Origin of the sequence: Cupriavidus laharis (genome assembly GCF_914271435.1) — a bacterium.
Lineage (GTDB): Bacteria > Pseudomonadota > Gammaproteobacteria > Burkholderiales > Burkholderiaceae > Cupriavidus > Cupriavidus laharis.
On sequence record NZ_CAJZAI010000003.1, the window covers coordinates 1 to 19,111 of the forward strand.

Below are 19,111 nucleotides of genomic sequence, written 5' to 3' on the forward strand. Positions count from 1 at the left end.
CCCGTGTGTTGACACAGCAAGCACAACCCAACACTACAGACTACATCCCTATTCGTGACGTTGGCCTCAACCCCAACGCCACAACCCCTCATGCCTGGTGACCATAGCGAGCTGGAACCACCCCTTCCCATCCCGAACAGGTCCGTGAAACAGCTCCGCGCCGATGATAGTGCGGACTACCCGTGTGAAAGTAGGTCATCGCCAGGCTCTTACCCCTCAAAACCCCTCGACAGCGTTCGCTGCGAGGGGTTTTGTCTTTGGGGCGCTGCTCAGCGCAGTAGCTTCCCCAGTTCCTGCCATGCATCGCTGGCCACTTTTTCCAGCGTTTCCAGATGCTTCGCGGCTTCCTGCATGCGTTTTTGCTCGGCACCCGCTTCCTCGCCAGCGGCATCCAGCTGTTTCTTCAGCAGTGGATCACTCTCGATCAGGCGTTTGACCGCCGCAGTCTTGACCACGGATGCGACCGCGGAGCGGTCCGCGGCAAAGCTCTCGGTCGCCTCGCGCAGGCGGGCGCTGGCAGCCTTGAAGCCGTCAGCCGTCTGCTTCACCAGGACTTCGAAGGTGTCGCCATCAAGCGTGTGCGTGTCCTTGTCCGGTGCCTTCAGGTCCGGCGCATCGGGCAGCAACAGGACGGTACCCGGCTCGATCCGGTTGAAGTCCACGTGCGGATTGAGTGCCTGCACGCGTTCCAGCGTGGCCGACCCCGTTGTCTTTGTTCCCGTGAGCCGCGTGGCGAGCGCTTGCAGGTCGGAGGCTTGCTTGATGACGAGGACGCGCATGGTGACGTGCTCCTGAAGTGATGCGGATACCGTTCAGCCGATGAGGTTGAGCGGCACCATCTCGGGCCGGACCGGCGCCTGGATGGGCCTTGTGGTGATATTACCGATGGCGGTGACCAGCGCCTTGCCATCCGGCACCCGGATCGACACCTCCGTCCCGCCCCGCACGCGATTGGCGCTGATGACTGCGACCGGCGTGCCCAGCAGCACCGCGATGCTGACCTCCGCGCGCAGTTCGCACCGGTTGTCGCTGAACAGCACGTCACCGCCGGCGGAGATGTCCACGGCCGGCACCCGGCCCCGCGCGATCAGTACATTGCCGACGACCTGCGCACTTGCCCCCGGCAGCGTCACTGCGGCGCCCGTGGCGGGATCCACGCCGGCTGCCGCGCCCGCGGTCTCGACAAAGGCGCGGTTGCCGACCAGCACCAGCGTACGCCGTTCATCCACGCGCAGGGCGGTGTAGCGGTCCAGCCGCGAGAGCCCGTTGGCGCCAGGCTGCGGTTCATCGATATGCAGGGCATACCAGGCGGTGTCGCTCCTTGCGTTGCTGAACTGGACGTCGCGCTCCACGTGATTGTGGCTCACCTGGGCCTGCACATACGGTGCACGGATCGCGATACCGGCCACCATGCCGCCGAACGCCTCCTGCGGGCCGACTTCCGACACCACATTACTGCCGATGCGCGGCTGCTGCACCGAAAATGCCGCGATGCCCGCGATCAGCTGCTGACCCTGGATTGCCTCCTGCCCAAGCTTGCGCAGCGTATTGCCGGCCACGGTGACAGACTCTGTGCGCACGATGCCGATGCCGACGATGGTGCCGGTGTTCGCCGCGTTGGCGCCGGCGGCAGGGCCCAGTTCGCGCAGGTGGTTGTTCTCGATCGACAGCGAGCCCGACCTGGCAGCATCCGTCATGACAATGCCGTTGCCGCAGCGCGTGATGATATTGAGCTTGGCGATCAGCTCCTGCACAGGCGCCTCGACCGAGATGCCCGCGTCGGCGAAACCTTCGATCTGGTTTGCCAGCACCTGTGCCTGGTCGCTGCCGTTTTTGTCCAGGCCGGCTACCAGCGCGATGCCGGCGCCGCGCAGCACCCGCTCGCCGTCACGGCTCGCGCGCAGCTTGTTTTCGCCGATCCAGACGCCATCCGCCGCGCAACGGATGCCGGTGCCATGCACCTGCAGGTTGTTGCCGCAGATGCGCATGCCCGCGCCGGGCAGGCCGATGCCCCCCGCGCTCAGTCCCGCTTCATGCGTGCCCAGCACCTGATTGCCCGTCATGCGCGTTTCATAGGCGTGCGCGACCGCACCGTCCAGCAGCACGGCGTTGTCGCGGCAGGCAAAGACGTTGTCGTCGATGCGCAGTACTGCGGTCACCAGACCCTGCGGCGCCTCGCTGGTGCCGGCTTCGAGAGCGCGCACGCCGTCCGGCGCCAGCAGCAGGTTGTCTTCGATGCAGGCGCCCATGACGACGCCGCTCAGCGCAATGGCCGCACTTTGCGCATCGCCGGTGTTGAACACGGCCACGGCGAGCTGGCGCAGCGCCAGGCCCGCGGCGGTGCGCACGCAGATCGCGGATTCGCGGCCCAGCGAGACAATGGCCAGCGCATCGATGGCGATCGCCCATGAACTTTCGACGATGAATGCCGCGCCCGGCGCGGCAATGGCGGTGGCTGCGCCCTGGCCGGTGATGCGCACGGACCGGGCAGAGGTGATGCGAACCGGCTCGCCGAGCACGTACTGGCCGGCATGCAGGCATACCGTGCCGCCGGTGTCGCGCACCTTGTCGACGGCGTCCTGGATGGTGAACTGGCCACTCGCGTGCGAAGCCGGCGTGACGCAATGCGTGCAGGCGCAGCCGTCGCCGCCGCTTTGTGGCGGCCAGTCATTGCGGCAGTCCGACACGGTGCCGGCACCCACGTCCCAGATGCCCAGCCGTGCGTAGTGATGGTGGATGCCGCGCGGCGGCGCGAGGTCGAGGATTTCCACCGATGCATCGGCCGTGCGTGCGGCGAACACCCAGTAGTCGCCGGCGCGGAATCCCTTGGTGCCGGTCGAAGCGAAGCGCACCGTAATGCCGTCTTCCAGCAGCAGCGTGGTAGCTGCCGCGGGCACCTTGATCACGCCGGCGGAGCCCGGGCCGTCCAGGTCCTGCACCGGTACCGGGTTGCCGCCCGGATTTGTGCGGAAGACCTGGCCCTTCTGGTCCCAGCGGCGCACGCGCAGGTTGCGCGATGCCGGGAAGGTATTGTCCGGAAAGCTGCCCGGCAGCATCGCTGCGGGCAGGCCCGGCGCAAACGTGATGCGCCGGGTCGCATCGTCGACGGTGATGCGGCGCATCTCGCCGCCGGCCTGCGAGAACTCGCGCACGTCGTCGGTGATCTCGACCCAGTCGCCCGTATTGAAGCGCAGCACGTCGTCGCGGCCCAGTGTCGCCAGTTCCAGTTCGGTGGCGGAGGCCATGCTCGCCACGCGGCTGCCGACGCTGGCATTCTCGCGCGACCACTTGAAGGTTGCCGTACCGCCCGGTTGCCCCGGATCGTGGATCTCCACGCGGTAGAGCTGGTTTTCGAGCCCACGATAGCCACCCGTGGGCGGCAGCTCGCACGGGTCGTCCGTGGGCGCGGCATCGAACGTGCCGGTGCTCAGCACGCCGGTGGACGGCGCGATCTGCGCGGACCAGCCCGGCACATCGGCATCGGGCGTGCCGCAGGTAGTGGCGGTGCCCGCATCGTCGGCCAGCACGCGCACCTGCCACACTGTCTGCACACGCGAGCTGGTCTCCACAGCGACCGCGCTTTCCACAAGGTCGGGCTGCTCCAGATGCGTGACTTCGCGATTCCACACATCAAGGTAGACCAGGTGGCGGCCGGCGGTGGGCAGCGCGGGTGCACCGGGCAGATACGGCTGCGCGCCATACGTGCCGGGATCGGTGTATACCGTTTCCGCCATCAGGCTGTCGAAGGCGCGCTTGGCCGGGTCGCCGGAGGCCGCGCCGTGGTGCTCGGCGAGCAGCCCGTCCACGTACATCCGGCCCTTGCCGATCTGCAGCGTGCCGGCCGTGGCCGTGATCTTGAACGCGTCCGGCGTGGTGGACGAGACCGTGGCGCGCCCCAGCGTGTCGCTGGCCAGCGCGCGCAGGCGCCGGTCGATGACCGCTACCAGTTCGTTGGCGTCGGCATCGAGCAGCACGCCGCCCTGTTTGAGCTCGACGCCCGCGTAGTCGAGCAGGGGATTCAATCGGACTCGGGAGAAATCGGCAGCCATGGGAGGTCTCCGGCGTGTCAGCGTGTGGCGCGTCAGGTAGCGTAGAAGATTCCGGCGTGCAAGCCGAAGCGCAGGTATTCGTCTAGCCGGATGCGCAGGTTGGTCTCGCGCTGCGGCTGGAACAGGGCATGCAGCACGCCCATCTCGCCGCCATCGCTCGCGCCTTCGCGGATGGCCTTGTCGGTGGCGTGGCGCAGTTGCCCGTAGCCGGGATCGCCGTACCGCAGCGACGTGAAGTGGGGCATCACGCCGGGGTGCTGTGCGTCGGGAACGCAGCGATAGCGCTGTGGCGTGATGGCGCCCGCCGGCACGAAACAGAAGCGCACGCAGCCTTCCTGCCGGCGCTCGGCGATGACGGGGGCGGTCCACGTTTCTCCCGGCGCGGCGCCAAGCCGCGCGAAGAACAGGCTGTCCGATGCGAGCACGATCACGCTTGCATGGACCTTGCCGATCACCGTGCTTTCCGCCAAAGTCAGCCGGGCTCCCGGGCCGCCCGTATTGCCGGCGGCGCAGGCCGTGTTCTCGGGGGCGCCGGCATCGACGATGCAATCGCGTAGCGTCACCTCGGCATCGGGCACTGCCAGGATGGGGCCCGTGATGCAGCGCTCCAGCGTGACGCTGGCGAACGGATGCCCGATCACGAGGCTCACCGCGCCCGGCGATACCGCGTTGCCGTCCGGATGCAGGGCCAGCCCCGGCACCAGCGTGCAGTCGCGCAGCACCAGTTCGCGCGGCTCGTCGTCGGCACCTGCCGGCAGGCGCAGCGCGCCGCCGCTGAAGACGATGCCCTCGATCACCAGCCGGCCACGCGCGCCGATATCGAGCGTGACGTCGCCGCTTGCGGCGACCAGCGGCCGCGCGCTGCTGGCCGCCGCCACCACCACGCCCCGGCCGGGCGCGTTCGGCGCCAGCACCGGATCGACTTTCAGCACCGGCGTCTGCGCATAGGCGAGGCTGTCCTGGATGAGCAGCCTGCCGCCGCCGGCAATGGCGTCCAGTTCCGGCTGCAGCGCGCCGCCCTGGCCGACGGTGCGCTGGACCGGCAGCTTGCCGCCTTCGGGCGCGCGTTCGTATTCGCCGCCGCCGATGGCGCGCGCCTGCCCGTAGTGGAACGTGGCCAGCAACGGCCCATCTTCGGCGGCGCCAAGCAGCACGCGGCCACGCTCGGGATCGAAGCCGATGGTGCCGGCTGGGACCGCGTCTTCATGGTTCCAGCCCACGACGTTGCCGCCGCCGTCGACGATGTCGCGCAGGTCGCACACGCGCACGCTGCCGACCGGGACCGGCACGGGTGGATTGCCGGGGCGCAGCAGCGCGAGGCTTTCGGCGGGGCCGTAGTCGTCGTCCAGTCGCGCGTCGGGAGCCGGCGTGGTACTGCCCTGCGCAGCGCGCACGGCCAGGGCCATCAGGCGCACGCCGAGCGGTTCTGGCACGTTGACCGGCTCGGCAAGATGGCTGATGTCATCCTCGGTCTGCGCGCGGCGGAATAGCCGGCAGTCGGCCCCGAGCGGATTGAGCCGGAACCGTCGCCCGCTGGCGTCGTCCGGATCGGGCGTGAGCGGGATGGCAGACAGGCGCAGCGCCAGCAGCCGCCACAGGAAGATGCCGACGTTCGGGATGTTGTAGCGGCCCGCGCCGCTTTCGGGGCGGCGCATTTCCGCGGTACGCGCCACCGCGTTGAACGCGCCGCCGAGCCGCAGCATGGCGGGCAGGTCGCGCAGCGGTGCCGTGGCCGGCGCCTGCAGGCGCACGTGTTTCATGTACTGCGTGGTGGCCAGTTGCGTGAAGAACTCCACCGCATGGGCCGGCCAGTCGGTCACGTCCTGCGCCAGTTCCTCGAGCATCAGCGCGGTGCCCTTGCGCCGGCGGAAGGCAATGGTATGGGCCACCTCGGCGCGTGGCGATGCGATCCTCGGCGATACGCCGTGCAGCGGCCGGTAGCCGATCAGGTCGCCGATATAGGGCGCGACCCAGTCCGCGCAGGTTTCGATGAACTGGTCGTCATAGAGCTGCGCTACGTTCTCCTCGAGTGCGGCGAACTCCTGCGCGAACGCGGCCAGCAGCGCGCGCAGCGGTTCGCCTTGCTCGGCGTCGCGCAGCCGGTAGACTGCCGGCAGCAGGCTGTAGAGCCGTTCCGCGCTGATGCTCATGTCAGCTCCTCCAGCAGGTCGAACGGCCCCGGATCGAGCGTGAGCAGCTCGGCCGGCTGTGCCGCGCCGCCCTGCACGCGCATGCGCGCCGCCAGCAGCCGCACCTGCCGTGACGGCACGGTCTGCGCTACCGGCTGCGTGCCGCCGTAGAGCCGGGTCAGCGCGACGGCCACCACGCCGGGCACGGCCTGCGCGGCGGCGATCACCTCCGACTGCTGTACCGGCTGCGCCAGTTCGCGCGCGTCAAAGGCAAAGCGCGCGCGCAGCGCCGCTTCCACCGCGGCCAGCACGGTCTTGGTGTCATAGTCGGGATCGCGCCGGACGCGCAGGCCAAGCCTGAACGTGCTCAGGCTGGCGGGCAGCAGTTGCACGGCCACGTGCGGGTCGCCACCGTCTCTGAGCGCGCCGAGGAGGTGCTGCCAGACCGGACTGGCCGGGGTGAGCGGCAGGCCATCCGGCGCCGCCACGGTAATGGCGATGGTGGCGCCCGCGTGCAGGTCCAGCACGCGCGCCTGCGCCTTGGCCACGCCGCTGAACGCGCGTGCGAAATCCTCATAGTCGAGCAGTGACACCGCGCGGCCCAGTGTGCGCGTGAACAGCGGCATGCTGCGGCGCGCGGCGTCCGGGCCTTCGGGGTCGGTGCCGCCTTCCGCGGCAATGGGGTTGCTCACGCTCTTCAGGCCGAGCGGGCGGCTCATGAGCTGCGTGAGCTTGTCGGCGTCGACATTGCCTTGCGCACCCAGTCCCTTGCGATACGCGGCGCGCACGTTGTTCGTGCCGCTCGGCAGGCGCGCGCCGCGCAGGCCATCGCCGAATACCACATGCAGCCGGCCCTGCTCGTCGGTGCCGAGCGTGTAGGCGCGCTCGGTGGCCGCCGCGCCGTACATCGCCGGCCGCTCGTGCCAGGCGATGTCGCTGACGCGCACGGTCAGGTCGGCGGCGGCGCCCAGTTCATTGTCCGCGGCGCGCCAGGTCAGCGGCAACTGCTTCAGCTCGAAGCGCTGGAAGGCCTGGCTGGCATCGCCGCTGCCCAGCACCTGGGCGACCGACTCGCCGTGCGTGGCGGGCGCCACGTTGGCGTGCACGACCACGCTGTCGCGCTGCAGCGGCTGCGGCAGCGGCGGCGCGATTTCCAGCTCGCAGCGGCCCGCACCGAGCGGGTGCGCGGCGACAAGCGTGGCCTGCACGACCACTGTCTGACCGTCCTTCACCTGCGTGCCGCGTACGATCAGGCGCCGTCCCGGCAGCAGGCCATCGGCGCCGATGTCTGCCGGGATGCGGTCGCCCGCTACCGCCGTGGTGACAGGGTAGGCCGCGAAGGCCAGCGGCTCGGACTGGGCAAACACCGCCGTCTCGCGCACATAGGCCTGGAACTGCGCGGCGTAGTTGGCACCCTGCAATTGCAGCCGCGTGACCTTGGCCGCGGTGGCGAACGCGGCGCGCGATACCTCCGACACATTGGTGACCCGGTACAGCTCGACATAGGTCCCTGACGGTGCCGGCTCGCTGGCGTACAGGAACCCGCCCTTGGCCAGCACCACGTGGCTGCCGTGCTGCACCTCGGCATACACCGCATCCAGGTCGACATGGCCGCCCGCCGCGGTGGCGCCCGCGGGCGACAGCGTGAAGCCCGGCCACTCGCTGGCCACGTTGCCTTCCGAATCCGAACCGCCCGGGTAGTTGGCGCGATAGCTCCACGGCATGCTGCCCCACATCGGCGCGTTGTGCCCGAACACGGCGGCACGCTTGCGCAGCACATATGCCTGTGGGTGCTGCGTAGCCGGATTGGCAAACGGCTGGATCGATCCCAGCCCGCGCTTCCAGCGCACCAGCGTGCGGTCGGCGTCCGGCTGCGGTTCGACGCTGTCGATGATGCGGAAGTCCCAGTTATTGCTGTTGGCGTCGGCAAGGAATTCATCGCCGAGGAACAGCAGCGCATCGCCGGCTCGCAGGCTGTTGCGCACGCCGGCCAGGTAGGTGAACGTGTCGTTGTGCCCCGGCATGCGGCTGTCGCTCATCCACGGGCGGATGCCGTTCCATGCGGGCCGCGCCTCGGCCAGCGCTTCCACGGTCTCGAAGGTCTGCGGCAGTTCGCCCGGGCCGGGCACGCTCTGGACTTTCAGGCCGGCATCGAGCGACAGGCTCGGCGGCACGCCGGTGACGAAGTTGCCGGGCTCGGGCGGCAGGCCGGGCGGCGGCGCCGGCGGCGTCTCCAGGGCGAAGGCCAGCCAGGTCTGCGCCGCCACGCCCGGGCGCAGCCGGTAGCCGATGAGCTTGCCCATCTCCTGCAGCGATACGGGTTCCACCGCCGTGCGCAGGTACGACTCGTTGGCGATGCGTTCCTGGTAGAAGGTCAGCACGTCCGCCGCACAGGCAAACGCATCGAGCAGACCGATCGTGAAATCGTCGCTGTCGCGCGTGCGCAGCCGGTCCAGCGGCGCGAATGCCGAAGACGACAGCGAAGCCTGCAGGCTTTCGCGGAACTGCGCATAGTCGCCGATGCGGTAGGCGATGGCGGAAAGGCCGCCGCGGTTGCCCAGCCCCTGCGGCGTCTGCGCGACGATACCGTCGCAGCAGCCGCACGCTTCGCTGCCCGGCGGCAGCGCCGGCACGTGCGGCTTGAGGTGGGGCACCGGCGTCATGCCGGCCTGGCGTGTGGTCATTTTCCGCCTCTCGCATGCAAGGTGATCCGCCCGCGTTCGCGGAAGTCGGGATGGTTCGCCAACTGGGCGATCTCCAGCCTGCCCAGCGGGATCACGCCCTGGTCCAGCGACAGCGGGCTGGGGTTGAGCAGGCGCTGGAAGCGCAGCGGTTGCACGGCGTCCATGCCTTCCACTGCCTGCGCCGCCGCGATGATACGGCTCAGGTACACGGGCTGGCCGAAGGTGAAGTTGTCCGGGTGGAAGACGCCCAGCGTGCCGTCGGGCAGCACATCGGCCGACAGCACGCGGCGCACGGCCTGCAGCACCTGCGCGCGGAAGTAGTCGGCCTTCACGCAGAGATGCAGCGCGACATCGAGCGCCACGTAGCGCGGGCCGTTGACTTCCAGGTCATAGCCGGCCATGCGGAAGCGCTCCAGGTGCCGGCGCAGCCGCGCCGCGAAGCGCGCGTCGATCTCGCCGCCGCCGTAGCGGTCGGCGGTGACGAACACCGTGTGCCAGCTGCCGGTCCAGCGGAAGGTGGCCGCGGCGCGCTGCACGTCGGGCCGGCGTTCGGCCGCGGCGGCGTAGTCGGCCGGCGTGACCGCGCGCTCCTGCGTGCGGAATGCCTGCGGCGCATCGCGGCGGACCGCTTCGATGTCCTCGGGGTCCACGCCGCCCGCGGCGGGCATCGGGTTGCGTACCGCCAGGAAGATACCCGCCGCCGCGCTGACGATATGGCGGATCGCATCGGCGCCGACATTGCCCGCAGTGCCGTTGCCGACACGGTAGCGCACCGCAAAGGCGGTGCCGGCGTCGGGCCGCTTGCCGTTGGCGTCGTCGCCGAAGCGCAGGCGGGTGGTGCCGTCGTCCTCGATCTCGACCACGAAATCGTTGGCGTCGCCGGCGCTTTCCAGCAGGTCGCGCCGGGGCGTCCACGGTTCGGGCGGCACGCCGGGGGCGGCCGGCGTGCCGATCAGCGACAGGATGCGCGGCGTAGCCTGGCGCGCCGGGATGGCCGGCAGCGCGCTGGCTGGCCACCAGCCCTCGTCTTCCGACAGCGGCACGGCAAGCAGGCCGGCCAGGTCGAAGCCGTGCGTGAGCGGCGCCTGCGACAGGGCGGGGCGGAAGCGAGTCGGCACCGGCACGGGATCGGGCTTGCGGCAGGTGCCGGCGGGCGCGGGCGGGGCGATTTGCAGCGCAGCTTCGGGCACTGCGCCGAGCGCTTCGGTTGCCACGCCCATGCCGTGGTCGGCCAGCACGATATTGCCGCGCGCCACGCTGATCGCCTTGCCCGGCCGTTCGGCGACGCTCAGGCACAACGGGAAGGGCAGTGCGTCGGCCGCATCCCACGTGATCTCCGTCACGTCGAGCGCTGCATCGACCGGCGGATCGTCGAACAGCTGGCCCGACGGATCGCTGGAGAAGGTGACATCAGTGAGCCGCACCACCCAGCGGTGCGTGCGGTCGGCATCCTCGTCGACGAAGGTGGAGGGGCTGCAGACCTCTTCGAACACCACGAAGTCGCCGGCCTTGAGTCCCGTGACATGCGTGCGCAGCGTGGCGTGCGTGGTGCCGCGCGGCAGGCAGCAGCCCTGGTCGCCCCAGGTGTAGAACCGCAGTTCGTTGAAGCGTTCGTCGAGCACGGCGTCATGCGCGGTCTCGAACACCAGCGAGCCGCGCGCGATCGCGTCGCGCAACGGCGGCGAGGCCGGCTGTACCGTCGGATCCAGCCGTGGCGCATGCGTGAGCAGCGGGGTACCGGCCGCCAGCGCGACGTCGTGGCCCTTCACCCGGAAGTGCACGAATGCGCGCGCGTTGCAGCCCTCGTGCATCAGGTAGTCGACAAGCCGCGCGTGGCGGCGCACCGAGACCCGCTGGCGCGCGGTGGCCAGGTAGGCTTCGTTGGCAATGGCGTCCTGCCGGTAGGACAGGTTGTCGGCCGCGTAGGCCAGCAGCTCGACCAGCATCACGCCGAGGTCCGCGGCCGAGCGCTCGCTCCAGCCGGGCACCAGCAGGCTCAGGCGGTCGAGCATCAGGCGCCGGAAACCCTGGTAGTCCTTGGCCAGGTAGTCGATGTCCGGCTTCGCGCCGACGTCCGGCGGACAGGCCGGCGCCTGCGCACAGTCGAAGTCCGCGCCGCATTCCACCTTGAACGAGAATGCGATGCCGGACAGGACCGGGTCAAAGCCGTCCGGCGGGTTGGGGCTGCCCGGGCTGGCAACGATGGCCAGCGTGTAGCGCGAATGGTCGCCGCTGCCGTCGGTGCGGACCACCAGCGTGCGGGCGGGGTCGTCGGTCAGGCTGGCCAGGCCGGGCTCGGCCTGCGGCGGCAGCGCGTCCGCAGGGGCGCACCATGTCACGCCCACCGTGGGAATGCGCTCGCCGCCCGAAATGCGCAGGTTGTCCGGCGTCAGCGCAAAGCCGGTGCGCAGCAGGCGCACGAACAGCGTGCGCTGGCGCGGCACGCCCGGCGGCGCGGCCTTGTCGAGCACCTCGACGAAGGCGATGCCGTTGGCGCTGCCGTTCAGGCGGATGACCTCCAGGCGGCGCGGGTCGCAGCAGTGGAAACGGAGACTCATGTCGTGGCACTCCCCGGCGCGGTGAAGCTGGCGGTATGCGTGCTGCGGTCCAGCAGCACTACGTAGCGCACATCCACGCGCAGCGCGCCGTCATCGTTGCGCACCTCCACGGCCTGCACCGCGATCAGGTGCGGCAGGTGCTGCTGCAGCGCGCCCTGCACCAGCATCTGTGTGGTGGCGGCCAGCGTGGTGCTGTTGGGCTCGAACACCAGTTCGAGCAAGCCGCTGCCGAAATCGGGCCGCATTGCGCGCTCGCCGGGCGCGGTGAACAGGACCTGTTCGATCAGGTCGCGGATATGGTCGTCGCGGCCCGTCACCGCGGTGCGCCCGCGGCCGTCGAAGCGGTAGGGATAGTCGAGGAAGCCGGTAGCCATGGCGATCTCTCCGGTTCAGGTGGCCAGCACGCGCGTCTGCGCGGCGACGGGCAGCATCGGCGTGCCGGTGGGCACGCAGGTGGATTGCCCGGCCATGGTGGCCAGCGGCACGCCCATGGCCATGACGCGCACGGCGCCCGCCAGCCACTGGCCCGTGGCGCACGGCGGGTTGGGGCTGCCGGTCAGCGCGCAGCCCGCGACTGCATACGGGCTGGCCAGCGTGACCGCCGGCTGGCCCGACAGCAGCACGCGCGGCACGGGCGACAGCGGCGTGGCCTGGCCCGCGTGCGAACACAGCACGGTGGCGCCGAGATGCAGGACGGGTGCGGGCATGGCCGGCTCCTAGACGACGGTCAGCGCGCCGAGGTTGACGTCCACGGTCGGCCCCGTCATGTTGATGACGGCGCCCTTGCCGTTGGAGATGATGATCCCGACGTCGCTCACGGAGATCATCGCGCCGGTGGTGGTCTGGATCAGGATGCCGCCTGTAGGCCCCGGCACGTCGCTGATCACCAGCCCGTTCTTGAGCGGCGTCTGCAGCGCGATGCCGGGCACCCCGGGCGGCACCGTGCGCGCCATCACGGGCACCTCGGCCGCGCTGCCCCAGTAGCAGCCGACCCAGATCGGATAGTCCGGGTTGCCGCGCTCGAATTCGATCCATACGCCCGAGCCGATCATCGGCACGGTGAACATGCCGGTGTTGATGCCCGCCACCGGCACGCAGGGCATGGCCCAGGTGCCGGGGATCAGGCCGGCCACGTCGGGCACCATGGCCTGGATGCGGCCGATCTGCATCGGGTCGACATTGTTGACGACCGTGCCGCGATACTTGCCATAAAAGGGTGTCGTGCTCATACCGGTACCGAGGGAACGGTGGAAATCAGCGCGTTGCGCGCCAGCGAAAAACCTTGCTTGTAAGCGCCGCGCTCGATCTCGTGGGTGACGCTCTTTACGTAGAACAGGCCGTCGAACGGCAGCCCCGCGCCGCGTACGCCCACCAGCTGGCGCGACTTGAGCAGGCGCCCGTAGCGCGCGACGTCGAGCGAGCCGCTGCCGAACACCGAATCGCTGTGCTGGCTGGCATAGGCAAGCCCCGCCATCAGCGCCTGCGGGGCCGGGAGCTGCGCGGTGTCGGTCAGTTTCTCGATGCGCGGCGGCAGCGGCGGCACGATGCCCAGCGGCGGGTTCAGCGGGGTGATGTCGGGAATCGGTATGGGGATCGGCACCTTGCTCACGCTTTCCTGGAAGAACACGATCGGCATGGTCTTGGCCTCCTTGTCGAACGTGAACGAGATCTGCTCCACGTTGTTCAGCGCGTCCATATTGGTGGTCAGCGCGGGCTGGGGCTCGCCCACGCGGATCTCCGGCCCCCAGTAGGCCTTCGATGTACCCGGCGCGGGGCCGGGTTCGAGGTAGAACACGTAGCCGGCCTCGCCAGCCAGCCGCCTGACGTAGGCGTAGTCGCTGCCGCGCTGCTGCGGGATCTGCTGGATCGGCAGCGGCGGGATGTCGAGCAGGCTCGGGATAACCAGCGGAATCACGCCCAGCGCGGCGTACTTGGCCAGGCACAGCAGTACGCGCGCCGACGGCGGCATGGCGGGGTAGGGAATGCCGGGCAGCTCAATGATGTCCATCAGCGCCGACATGTCCTTGCCCTTGACCACCAGCCTTGCCACGCCGCCCTGGCCGGGCTGCGTTTCCACGTTGGTGGTCACGCCATCGATGACCGGCTCGGCGCGGCCGTTGATGGTGACCACCAGCACCACGCGCATCAGCGGCACGGCGCCGCCGCCCGTTACCAGGAACAGCGTGCGCAGCGGCGAGCGCGCGGGCAGCTCGAAGGTCAGCTCGAAGCCGCTCTGCGCGTCGCCCGAGCCGCACTCCACGCGCGCATGCACGAGCGACTCCACCACCTCGCGCGGCGCGGGCACCGGCACCGGGCCGATGTAGAGCGAAAGCTGGACGCCACCGTGGATCAGCGACATGGCCGGCTCGTCCTCACATGCCCGGCGGCAGCGGGATCGCCACGCGCTGTCCGAGCGTATCGGTCAGCGCGAACGGGTCGGTCACCGCGTTGGCATCGGCCAGCCGCCAGTACAGCTCGGCATCGCCGAGCGTGCGCGCGGCCAGCAGCTCGGGGCGTTCGCCGCTCTCGACGATATGCTCGGCCACCACGGCAATATCGCGCCGCTGCGGGATGAAACGCCGCAGCACGTAGGCCGTGCCCGGGTCGCCCGCGTCGCTTACGTGGTGGCCCAGCGGCACGCCGTGGTAGCGGCTGTTGGGGCCGAACGGGCTGGAAGGGATGGCGCCGGCCTCGATCAGCAGCTGTACGGGATCGGTGGTCATGGTGGTCTCCGTTCCGTCCTGGTTCAATGGCCCGGTGGCTCAGGGCAGGCTATCGATGCCCAGCGCGCCCAGCGTGGCGCCCGCAGCCTTGCCCGCCAGCGTCTCGCGCGTGCGCAGGTAGCTCAGGAACAGCGTGGCGCCCTTGTGGCGGAAGCCCAGGTCCTCGGTGCTCATCACGCGCAGTCCCAGCGACACCTTGGCGCGCAGCGGGTTGAGCGCGGGGTCGAAGGCTTCCTCGTTGACGGAGAAATCCGTCACGCGCACCGGCACCACCTGGTTCCGGCTCCACACGAAGAGCACCAGCGGCGCCTCCGGCGGCAGGATTTCCAGTGTGCCGCTCTCGCTCTGCGCGGCCAGCCTGAGCAGCTCGTCCACGCTCGGGTTGACCAGCGCTTCCAGCAGCGCGAGCTGCGGGGCAATGCCGTGGGCCACCACGCCGGCGTGGCTGTCGGGGAACTCGAGCTGGTCAGTGGCATCGATCTCGGCGTCGAGCTTGATCGATTCGATCGCCGGCCCCTTCAGGCGGAACGGCTGCGCGCGCTCGCCGCCACCGTCGCCGCCCACGCCCTGCACCTGGTAGCTGCGCGACAGCGTCTCGGGGTTGTACTGCAGCGCGATCGTGCGCTGCACGGGGCCGCCGCCGGGCGCGAGCACGACCAGTCCGCCCTTGATGAGCCTTGGTGACGAGCTGAGCGTCATGGCCGGTCCTCTCCGCGCCTGGCTACTTCTTGGTGGTCTTCCATTGCTTGAGCCATTTCTTCTTGTCGCTGCGGGTCACGTTCTTGCCGCCCGAACGGATCTGCAGCCGCTTGATCTTGCCGCCGGAGCGGTCGAACAGGTCGCGCATGGTGGCAATGCGGGCGTTGTCGTCGGCTTGCGGCGGCAGGTCGCCATCGGCTTCGAGCTGCTTCGAGCGGGTGACCAGCCATCGGTTGAAGGTCTCGCCGAGCGTCTTGTTGCCTTCCTTCACGCGGAAGTCGATTTCCTGCGTGGAGATGGCCTCGATCCACTCGCCCGGTTGTCCCTTGATCTTCTGGCCGGTCTCGCCGTGGTCGGCCTGGCGCAGGAAGCTGTCGCTGGTGGTGCGCAGCGTCGAATCGATGGCCTTCACATCGGAATTGAAGATTTGCCCCACGGACTTGGTGGAGGTCTCGGTACCGCCGATGTAGCAGCCCCAGAACTCCACCGTGGAGCCTTCGGCCATCGCATCTTTGGCCTTGGACCTGACCTTGTCGTCGGCGGCCATCTGCTCCAGTTCCTGTGCGCTGACGAAGCGCCGGCCGGTTTCGCCCTTGGGCGTCATCTTGATGCCGCCGGTGGTGCTGCCATGGCCGATGATGCGGACGTTGGACACCTTGACCTGGTTCTGCTTCGCGTACTCGGCGATCTTGCCGGCTGCCTCTTCGAGGTTGTCCACCTCGATCACCTGTTCGTTCAGCGTATGGCGGACGTAGTCGGTCACGTCTTGGGTATAGGCGTCGTCGGGGGCGCGCAGCACGATGGTGACGGTGGTGCTGGCGGCCTGCTGCGCCTGCGCGGCGGGCTGCTGCGGCGCCTCGGGCTTCTTGTCGTCGGCCTGGATGCGCGGCCCACGGCTGGCAGACACGGCTTCGGCCTGGACGGCCAGGCCATGGCTGGCGCGTTCGGCGGCGGCGTCGGCCGCGCGCTCCTGTGCGGCGTCGCGCACGAGCGCCGCGCGCCCGGCGCCGGCGCCGCCCTGCTGCACCACGTGGGTCAGTTCATGGGCCAGCAGGCGGCGGCCGGTGGCGGAAGCGGGTTTGTACTCGCCCGCGTTGAAGGCGATATGCCGGCCGATGGTGAAGGCGCGCGCGCCCATGGCGTTGGCGGCCTCGGCCGCGGGGCGGTCGTCGTGCACGCGTACGTGCGAGAAGTCGGCATCGAACTGCGACTCCAGCGGCTCGCGCACGGGGGCAGGGAGCTCGCTGCCCGAGCGGCCGGCAAGCTGGTTGGCGGCGTCTTCGCCGCGCTCGGCCTGCTGGCGCGGCGCCGGTACGGGCGAGGAGGCGGGAGGCTTCTGGTCGCGCTGGTTCATCTATTTCACCTTGCGCCGTCCGAAGTCGTACTCGGTAAGCGACTCCTTGCCGCCCCGGCCGTAGAAGCTGTTTTTCGCTGACCAGAAATCGCGCGTGAAGTACACGTTGAATTTCACGTTGACGAACTTCACGCCGCCGATGGTGACCGGCGTGTCGGTGCGGCTCTCGAAGGTGATGCTGACGCCTTCGAGCTCGAAGGTCTTGCCGGTCTTCAGGTCGCTGATGCGCACCTTGCAGTCCTCGGCCTGGCCCGCCTTGAACTTGCTGGCCGGGCCCATGCCCGAAAGGATCACGAACGAGAAGATGCCGGCCGCATCGCGGTTCGATCCCGCCGGCGGGGCGGTGGCGCGGTCCACGCTGCCGCTGCCGCCCTGGGTGCCGGAGGCCTTGTCGCCACTGCCGCCGGCCTTGGCCGCCTGCCCTGCATCGCCGCTGCCGGGCCCCTTGCCCTGGCCTTTGCCGCCGCCACCCTGGCCCTGTCCGGCATCGGGGGAGGGCGTGTCGCCGGTGCCGCTGCCCGGCTCGGCGGGCGGCTTGCGTTCGGCCAGCAGCTTGCGGATGCGCTCGCGCAGCGCCTCCTCGGTCAGGCTGCCCGGCTTCCAGTCGAGCTGCTTGAGGTATTCGATTTCCTCGGTGGTCAGCCCCTGGGTCACGTTCATCATCTTCTGCACCCAGTCCGACGCGGGCACCATGTAGCGCTTGTCGGGCGACGCCTGTGCCAGGTGCCGCAGCAGCGCTTTCTGCGCCTCGGAAGCGTTCTGCACCAGCAGCGCGACCTTGGCGGCCTCGGCAGCAATGCGCTCGCGCTCGGCCTCGGAAGTCCCCAGCGGAATGACAGTGGAGACGCCAAGCGGGTTGCTGGCAGTGCCGCCGCCCTGGCCGGAGCCTGCACCTGGCTGCGCATTGGCCGGGCCGCTGCCGGCACCGGTGCCGCTTCCCGTGCCGGCGGACTTGTCGCCGCCGGCTGCCTGGCCGCCCTTGTCGGCGCTCTTGTCGGCGCTGCCGCCACCGCCGCTGCCCTTGCCGGGCTGTCCACCCTTGCCGGTGCCCCCTTGCGTGCCGCCTGCCTGCCCGGTACCCGAACCGGTACCGCCCTGGCCCGTGCCGCTGCCTGACGACGATGCGCCGGGTCCGGCCTTTCCGCCGGGCTGGCCCTCGGTGGTGCCCTCACGTGCGTCGCCCTCGGGGTCGCCTTCACCGGGAGGCTGCTTCTCGGCGCCGGATCCGCTGACCTCGGCAGGGTCGACCGCGGGATTCGGCGAGCCCGCCCGTCCCGCGCCGACCACGCCCTCGGACTTGCCGGAGCCTGTTCCCCCGGCGCCGGCGGCCATGCTGTCTTTGACTTCGCCCTTGCCGGCCGCACCGGCCCCCGCCGTCATGCTGTCTTCCGACTTGCCCGCGCCGGCCACACCTGCGCCCGCCGACGTGCTGCCCGATGCGGTGCCGGCGCCTGCCGCACCGGCAGCTACGCCTTCGCTGTCTTTGGCGGCTCCCGCACCGGCGGCGCCCGCCGCGGCGCCCATGGTGTCCTTCGACACGCCGGCACCCGCGGCGCCGGCCGCGGCGGAGTCGCTGGAGATGGCAATGCCCGCACCGGCGGTGCCCACGGCGGCGCTGTGGCTGTCCACAGAGATGCCCACGCCGGCATTAGCGCCGCCGACGCTGGAGCCGCCTATCGATACGCCGACCCCGACATTGGCCGCACCGGCCTTGCCCTTGGGCTTCTTCTTTTTCTGTTCTTCCTTCTCCTTCTTGCCGGCGGCGTTGAGTACGCACCAGTAGCCGATCGCGCCGCCGCCGACTTCCTTGGCCATCAGGTCGCGCTTCTTGTCCAGCGAAAACGCATTGAAGTTCTCCGTGCCGGAGATGGCGCCGCTGAGCAGCGAGAAGACGCTGGCCGGCGTGATGGGGCCCACGCGATGGCTGAAGCCGATATCGTCCGGCCCCGGCCCGCTGCGTCGGCCGCACCCGCCGGTGCGGGTCAGCCGCTGCCGCGACTGCTCCGCGCGCCGCCGGTAGTGGCGCGCCTGCAGGCGGCCCGCGACCTGCGCGATGTAATAGGGCTTGATCTCGCCCACGCTGACGATGGGCCGGCTCACGCGGGCCACGTCGGCAAAGCCGGGAACGGCGCCCAGCGGCTGGCAGCGGCGCGACAGGCCTTCGGTCTTGCTGGCGCGCGGGATTTCCAGCTCGGACGTGATGCCGCGCCCGGCCAGCGCCTTCTGGATCTGCACATGGGCCGCGCTGCCCAGCACTGTGGCGCTGGCCGCGCTGAGCAGGCCGCAGCTGCCCGGGCCCTTGCCGCCTTTGCGCTGCAGCGCGGGCATGGCGCCGCGCGCCTGCGATTGCTGCATCACGTGGGCCAGTTCATGCGCGAGCAGGTGCCGCCCGGCCGTGTCCGCGGGCGCGAACCTGCCGCGCGCGAACACCACGTGGTGACCGACCGTATAGGCCTGCGCGCCGAGGGCGCTGGCGGAACGGTCGGCCACGTCGTCCGCATGCACGCGGACGCTGGAGAAGTCGCGTCCGAAGCGCGGTTCGAAGAACGTGCGCGTGCGGGCATCGAGCGGTATGCCAGGCGTGTCGAGCACCTGGCGGATGCCGGCCGGCGCCTGTGCCGTATTGGGCGTTGCCGCAGGCAGGCGTTGCAGGGCGGGAGGCGTGCCGCGCGATGGGTTCTGTCCCGCGGGGGTTTCCGGCTTGCCGGCAGCGACGGGATTGCCACGCATCACCTGGCCGGCGACACGATCGGCATCGCGCTCGAACGCATCGTCGGGGGCGCCGACGGCAAAACCGGTATCCGCTGCCATCTCGGCCTGGCATTGCTCGCATGGAGCTTGGGCGGGGGCCGCGTTCCGGCGCTGGACCAGTGCCGCCGTGGCCTGCGCAACGGGGGATGTCAGGCAGCGGCAGC

At 70.1% G+C, this 19,111-nt stretch carries 13 protein-coding genes and 1 rRNA gene; 1 reads left to right on the forward strand and 13 read right to left on the reverse strand.

The features are described 5' to 3' along the window. Positions 1-93: 93 nt before the first annotated feature. Positions 94-207, forward strand: a 5S ribosomal RNA gene (gene rrf, locus LDO29_RS07325). Positions 208-269: 62 nt separating this feature from the next. Here the strand turns inward: rrf and LDO29_RS07330 are convergent. The 13 genes from LDO29_RS07330 to LDO29_RS07390 are packed head-to-tail and all read right to left on the reverse strand — an operon-like array spanning position 270 to position 19,007. Further along, positions 270-779 carry a hypothetical protein gene (locus LDO29_RS07330; protein ID WP_224079136.1) on the reverse strand — a complete coding sequence of 170 codons (510 nt, stop codon included), beginning with the start codon at positions 777-779 and terminating at the stop codon, positions 270-272. Between the two features lie 33 nt (positions 780-812). Further along, positions 813-4,049, reverse strand: a complete 3,237-nt coding sequence (locus tag LDO29_RS07335; protein ID WP_224079137.1) for a DUF6519 domain-containing protein — start codon at positions 4,047-4,049, stop codon at positions 813-815. Between the two features lie 32 nt (positions 4,050-4,081). Next, positions 4,082-6,199, reverse strand: a complete 2,118-nt coding sequence (locus LDO29_RS07340; RefSeq protein WP_224079138.1) for a hypothetical protein — start codon at positions 6,197-6,199, stop codon at positions 4,082-4,084. After that, positions 6,196-8,862, reverse strand: coding sequence for a putative baseplate assembly protein (locus tag LDO29_RS07345; protein ID WP_224079139.1), 2,667 nt, complete (start codon positions 8,860-8,862; stop codon positions 6,196-6,198). Before LDO29_RS07345 ends, LDO29_RS07340 begins: the two co-directional genes overlap by 4 nt. Continuing rightward, positions 8,859-11,420 carry a putative baseplate assembly protein gene (locus LDO29_RS07350; protein WP_224079140.1) on the reverse strand — a complete coding sequence of 854 codons (2,562 nt, stop codon included), beginning with the start codon at positions 11,418-11,420 and terminating at the stop codon, positions 8,859-8,861. Before LDO29_RS07350 ends, LDO29_RS07345 begins: the two co-directional genes overlap by 4 nt. Beyond that, complete coding sequence (locus LDO29_RS07355; protein WP_224079141.1) at positions 11,417-11,794, reverse strand: GPW/gp25 family protein; 378 nt, start codon at positions 11,792-11,794, stop codon at positions 11,417-11,419. The genes LDO29_RS07350 and LDO29_RS07355 overlap by 4 nt, the downstream gene beginning before the upstream one ends. Before the next feature lie 15 nt (positions 11,795-11,809). After that, positions 11,810-12,127, reverse strand: coding sequence for a hypothetical protein (locus LDO29_RS07360; RefSeq protein WP_224079142.1), 318 nt, complete (start codon positions 12,125-12,127; stop codon positions 11,810-11,812). 9 nt (positions 12,128-12,136) lie between these two features. Continuing rightward, entirely contained in the window at positions 12,137-12,649 is a 513-nt protein-coding gene (locus tag LDO29_RS07365) for a phage baseplate assembly protein V (RefSeq protein ID WP_224079143.1), read from the reverse strand. Beyond that, positions 12,646-13,779, reverse strand: coding sequence for a hypothetical protein (locus tag LDO29_RS07370; protein ID WP_224079144.1), 1,134 nt, complete (start codon positions 13,777-13,779; stop codon positions 12,646-12,648). Before LDO29_RS07370 ends, LDO29_RS07365 begins: the two co-directional genes overlap by 4 nt. 13 nt (positions 13,780-13,792) lie before the next feature. Then, the gene (locus LDO29_RS07375) at positions 13,793-14,143 is read right to left on the reverse strand and encodes a Base plate wedge protein 53 (RefSeq protein ID WP_224079145.1); all 351 of its coding nucleotides are present in this window, start codon (positions 14,141-14,143) and stop codon (positions 13,793-13,795) included. Positions 14,144-14,182: 39 nt separating this feature from the next. After that, the gene (locus LDO29_RS07380; RefSeq protein WP_224079146.1) at positions 14,183-14,842 is read right to left on the reverse strand and encodes a CIS tube protein; all 660 of its coding nucleotides are present in this window, start codon (positions 14,840-14,842) and stop codon (positions 14,183-14,185) included. Between the two features lie 22 nt (positions 14,843-14,864). Continuing rightward, a complete protein-coding gene (locus LDO29_RS07385; protein WP_224079147.1) occupies positions 14,865-16,196 on the reverse strand; it encodes an eCIS core domain-containing protein in 1,332 nt (443 codons plus the stop codon). Then, a complete protein-coding gene (locus LDO29_RS07390) occupies positions 16,197-19,007 on the reverse strand; it encodes an eCIS core domain-containing protein (RefSeq protein ID WP_224079148.1) in 2,811 nt (936 codons plus the stop codon). It lies immediately after the preceding gene. Between the last annotated feature and the right edge of the window lie 104 nt (positions 19,008-19,111).

Excerpts from the sequence above, each read along its gene's own strand:
- LDO29_RS07360 (WP_224079142.1), bottom strand. The coding sequence starts at position 12,127 with ATGCCCGCACCCGTCCTGCATCTCGGCGCCACCGTGCTGTGTTCGCAC.
- LDO29_RS07370 (WP_224079144.1), bottom strand. The coding sequence starts at position 13,779 with ATGTCGCTGATCCACGGTGGCGTCCAGCTTTCGCTCTACATCGGCCCG.
- LDO29_RS07390 (WP_224079148.1), bottom strand. The coding sequence starts at position 19,007 with ATGGCAGCGGATACCGGTTTTGCCGTCGGCGCCCCCGACGATGCGTTC.
- LDO29_RS07330 (WP_224079136.1), bottom strand. The coding sequence starts at position 779 with ATGCGCGTCCTCGTCATCAAGCAAGCCTCCGACCTGCAAGCGCTCGCC.
- LDO29_RS07340 (WP_224079138.1), bottom strand. The coding sequence starts at position 6,199 with ATGAGCATCAGCGCGGAACGGCTCTACAGCCTGCTGCCGGCAGTCTAC.
- LDO29_RS07345 (WP_224079139.1), bottom strand. The coding sequence starts at position 8,862 with ATGACCACACGCCAGGCCGGCATGACGCCGGTGCCCCACCTCAAGCCG.
- LDO29_RS07355 (WP_224079141.1), bottom strand. The coding sequence starts at position 11,794 with ATGGCTACCGGCTTCCTCGACTATCCCTACCGCTTCGACGGCCGCGGG.
- LDO29_RS07385 (WP_224079147.1), bottom strand. The coding sequence starts at position 16,196 with ATGAACCAGCGCGACCAGAAGCCTCCCGCCTCCTCGCCCGTACCGGCG.
- LDO29_RS07380 (WP_224079146.1), bottom strand. The coding sequence starts at position 14,842 with ATGACGCTCAGCTCGTCACCAAGGCTCATCAAGGGCGGACTGGTCGTG.
- LDO29_RS07335 (WP_224079137.1), bottom strand. The coding sequence starts at position 4,049 with ATGGCTGCCGATTTCTCCCGAGTCCGATTGAATCCCCTGCTCGACTAC.
- LDO29_RS07375 (WP_224079145.1), bottom strand. The coding sequence starts at position 14,143 with ATGACCACCGATCCCGTACAGCTGCTGATCGAGGCCGGCGCCATCCCT.
- LDO29_RS07350 (WP_224079140.1), bottom strand. The coding sequence starts at position 11,420 with ATGAGTCTCCGTTTCCACTGCTGCGACCCGCGCCGCCTGGAGGTCATC.
- LDO29_RS07365 (WP_224079143.1), bottom strand. The coding sequence starts at position 12,649 with ATGAGCACGACACCCTTTTATGGCAAGTATCGCGGCACGGTCGTCAAC.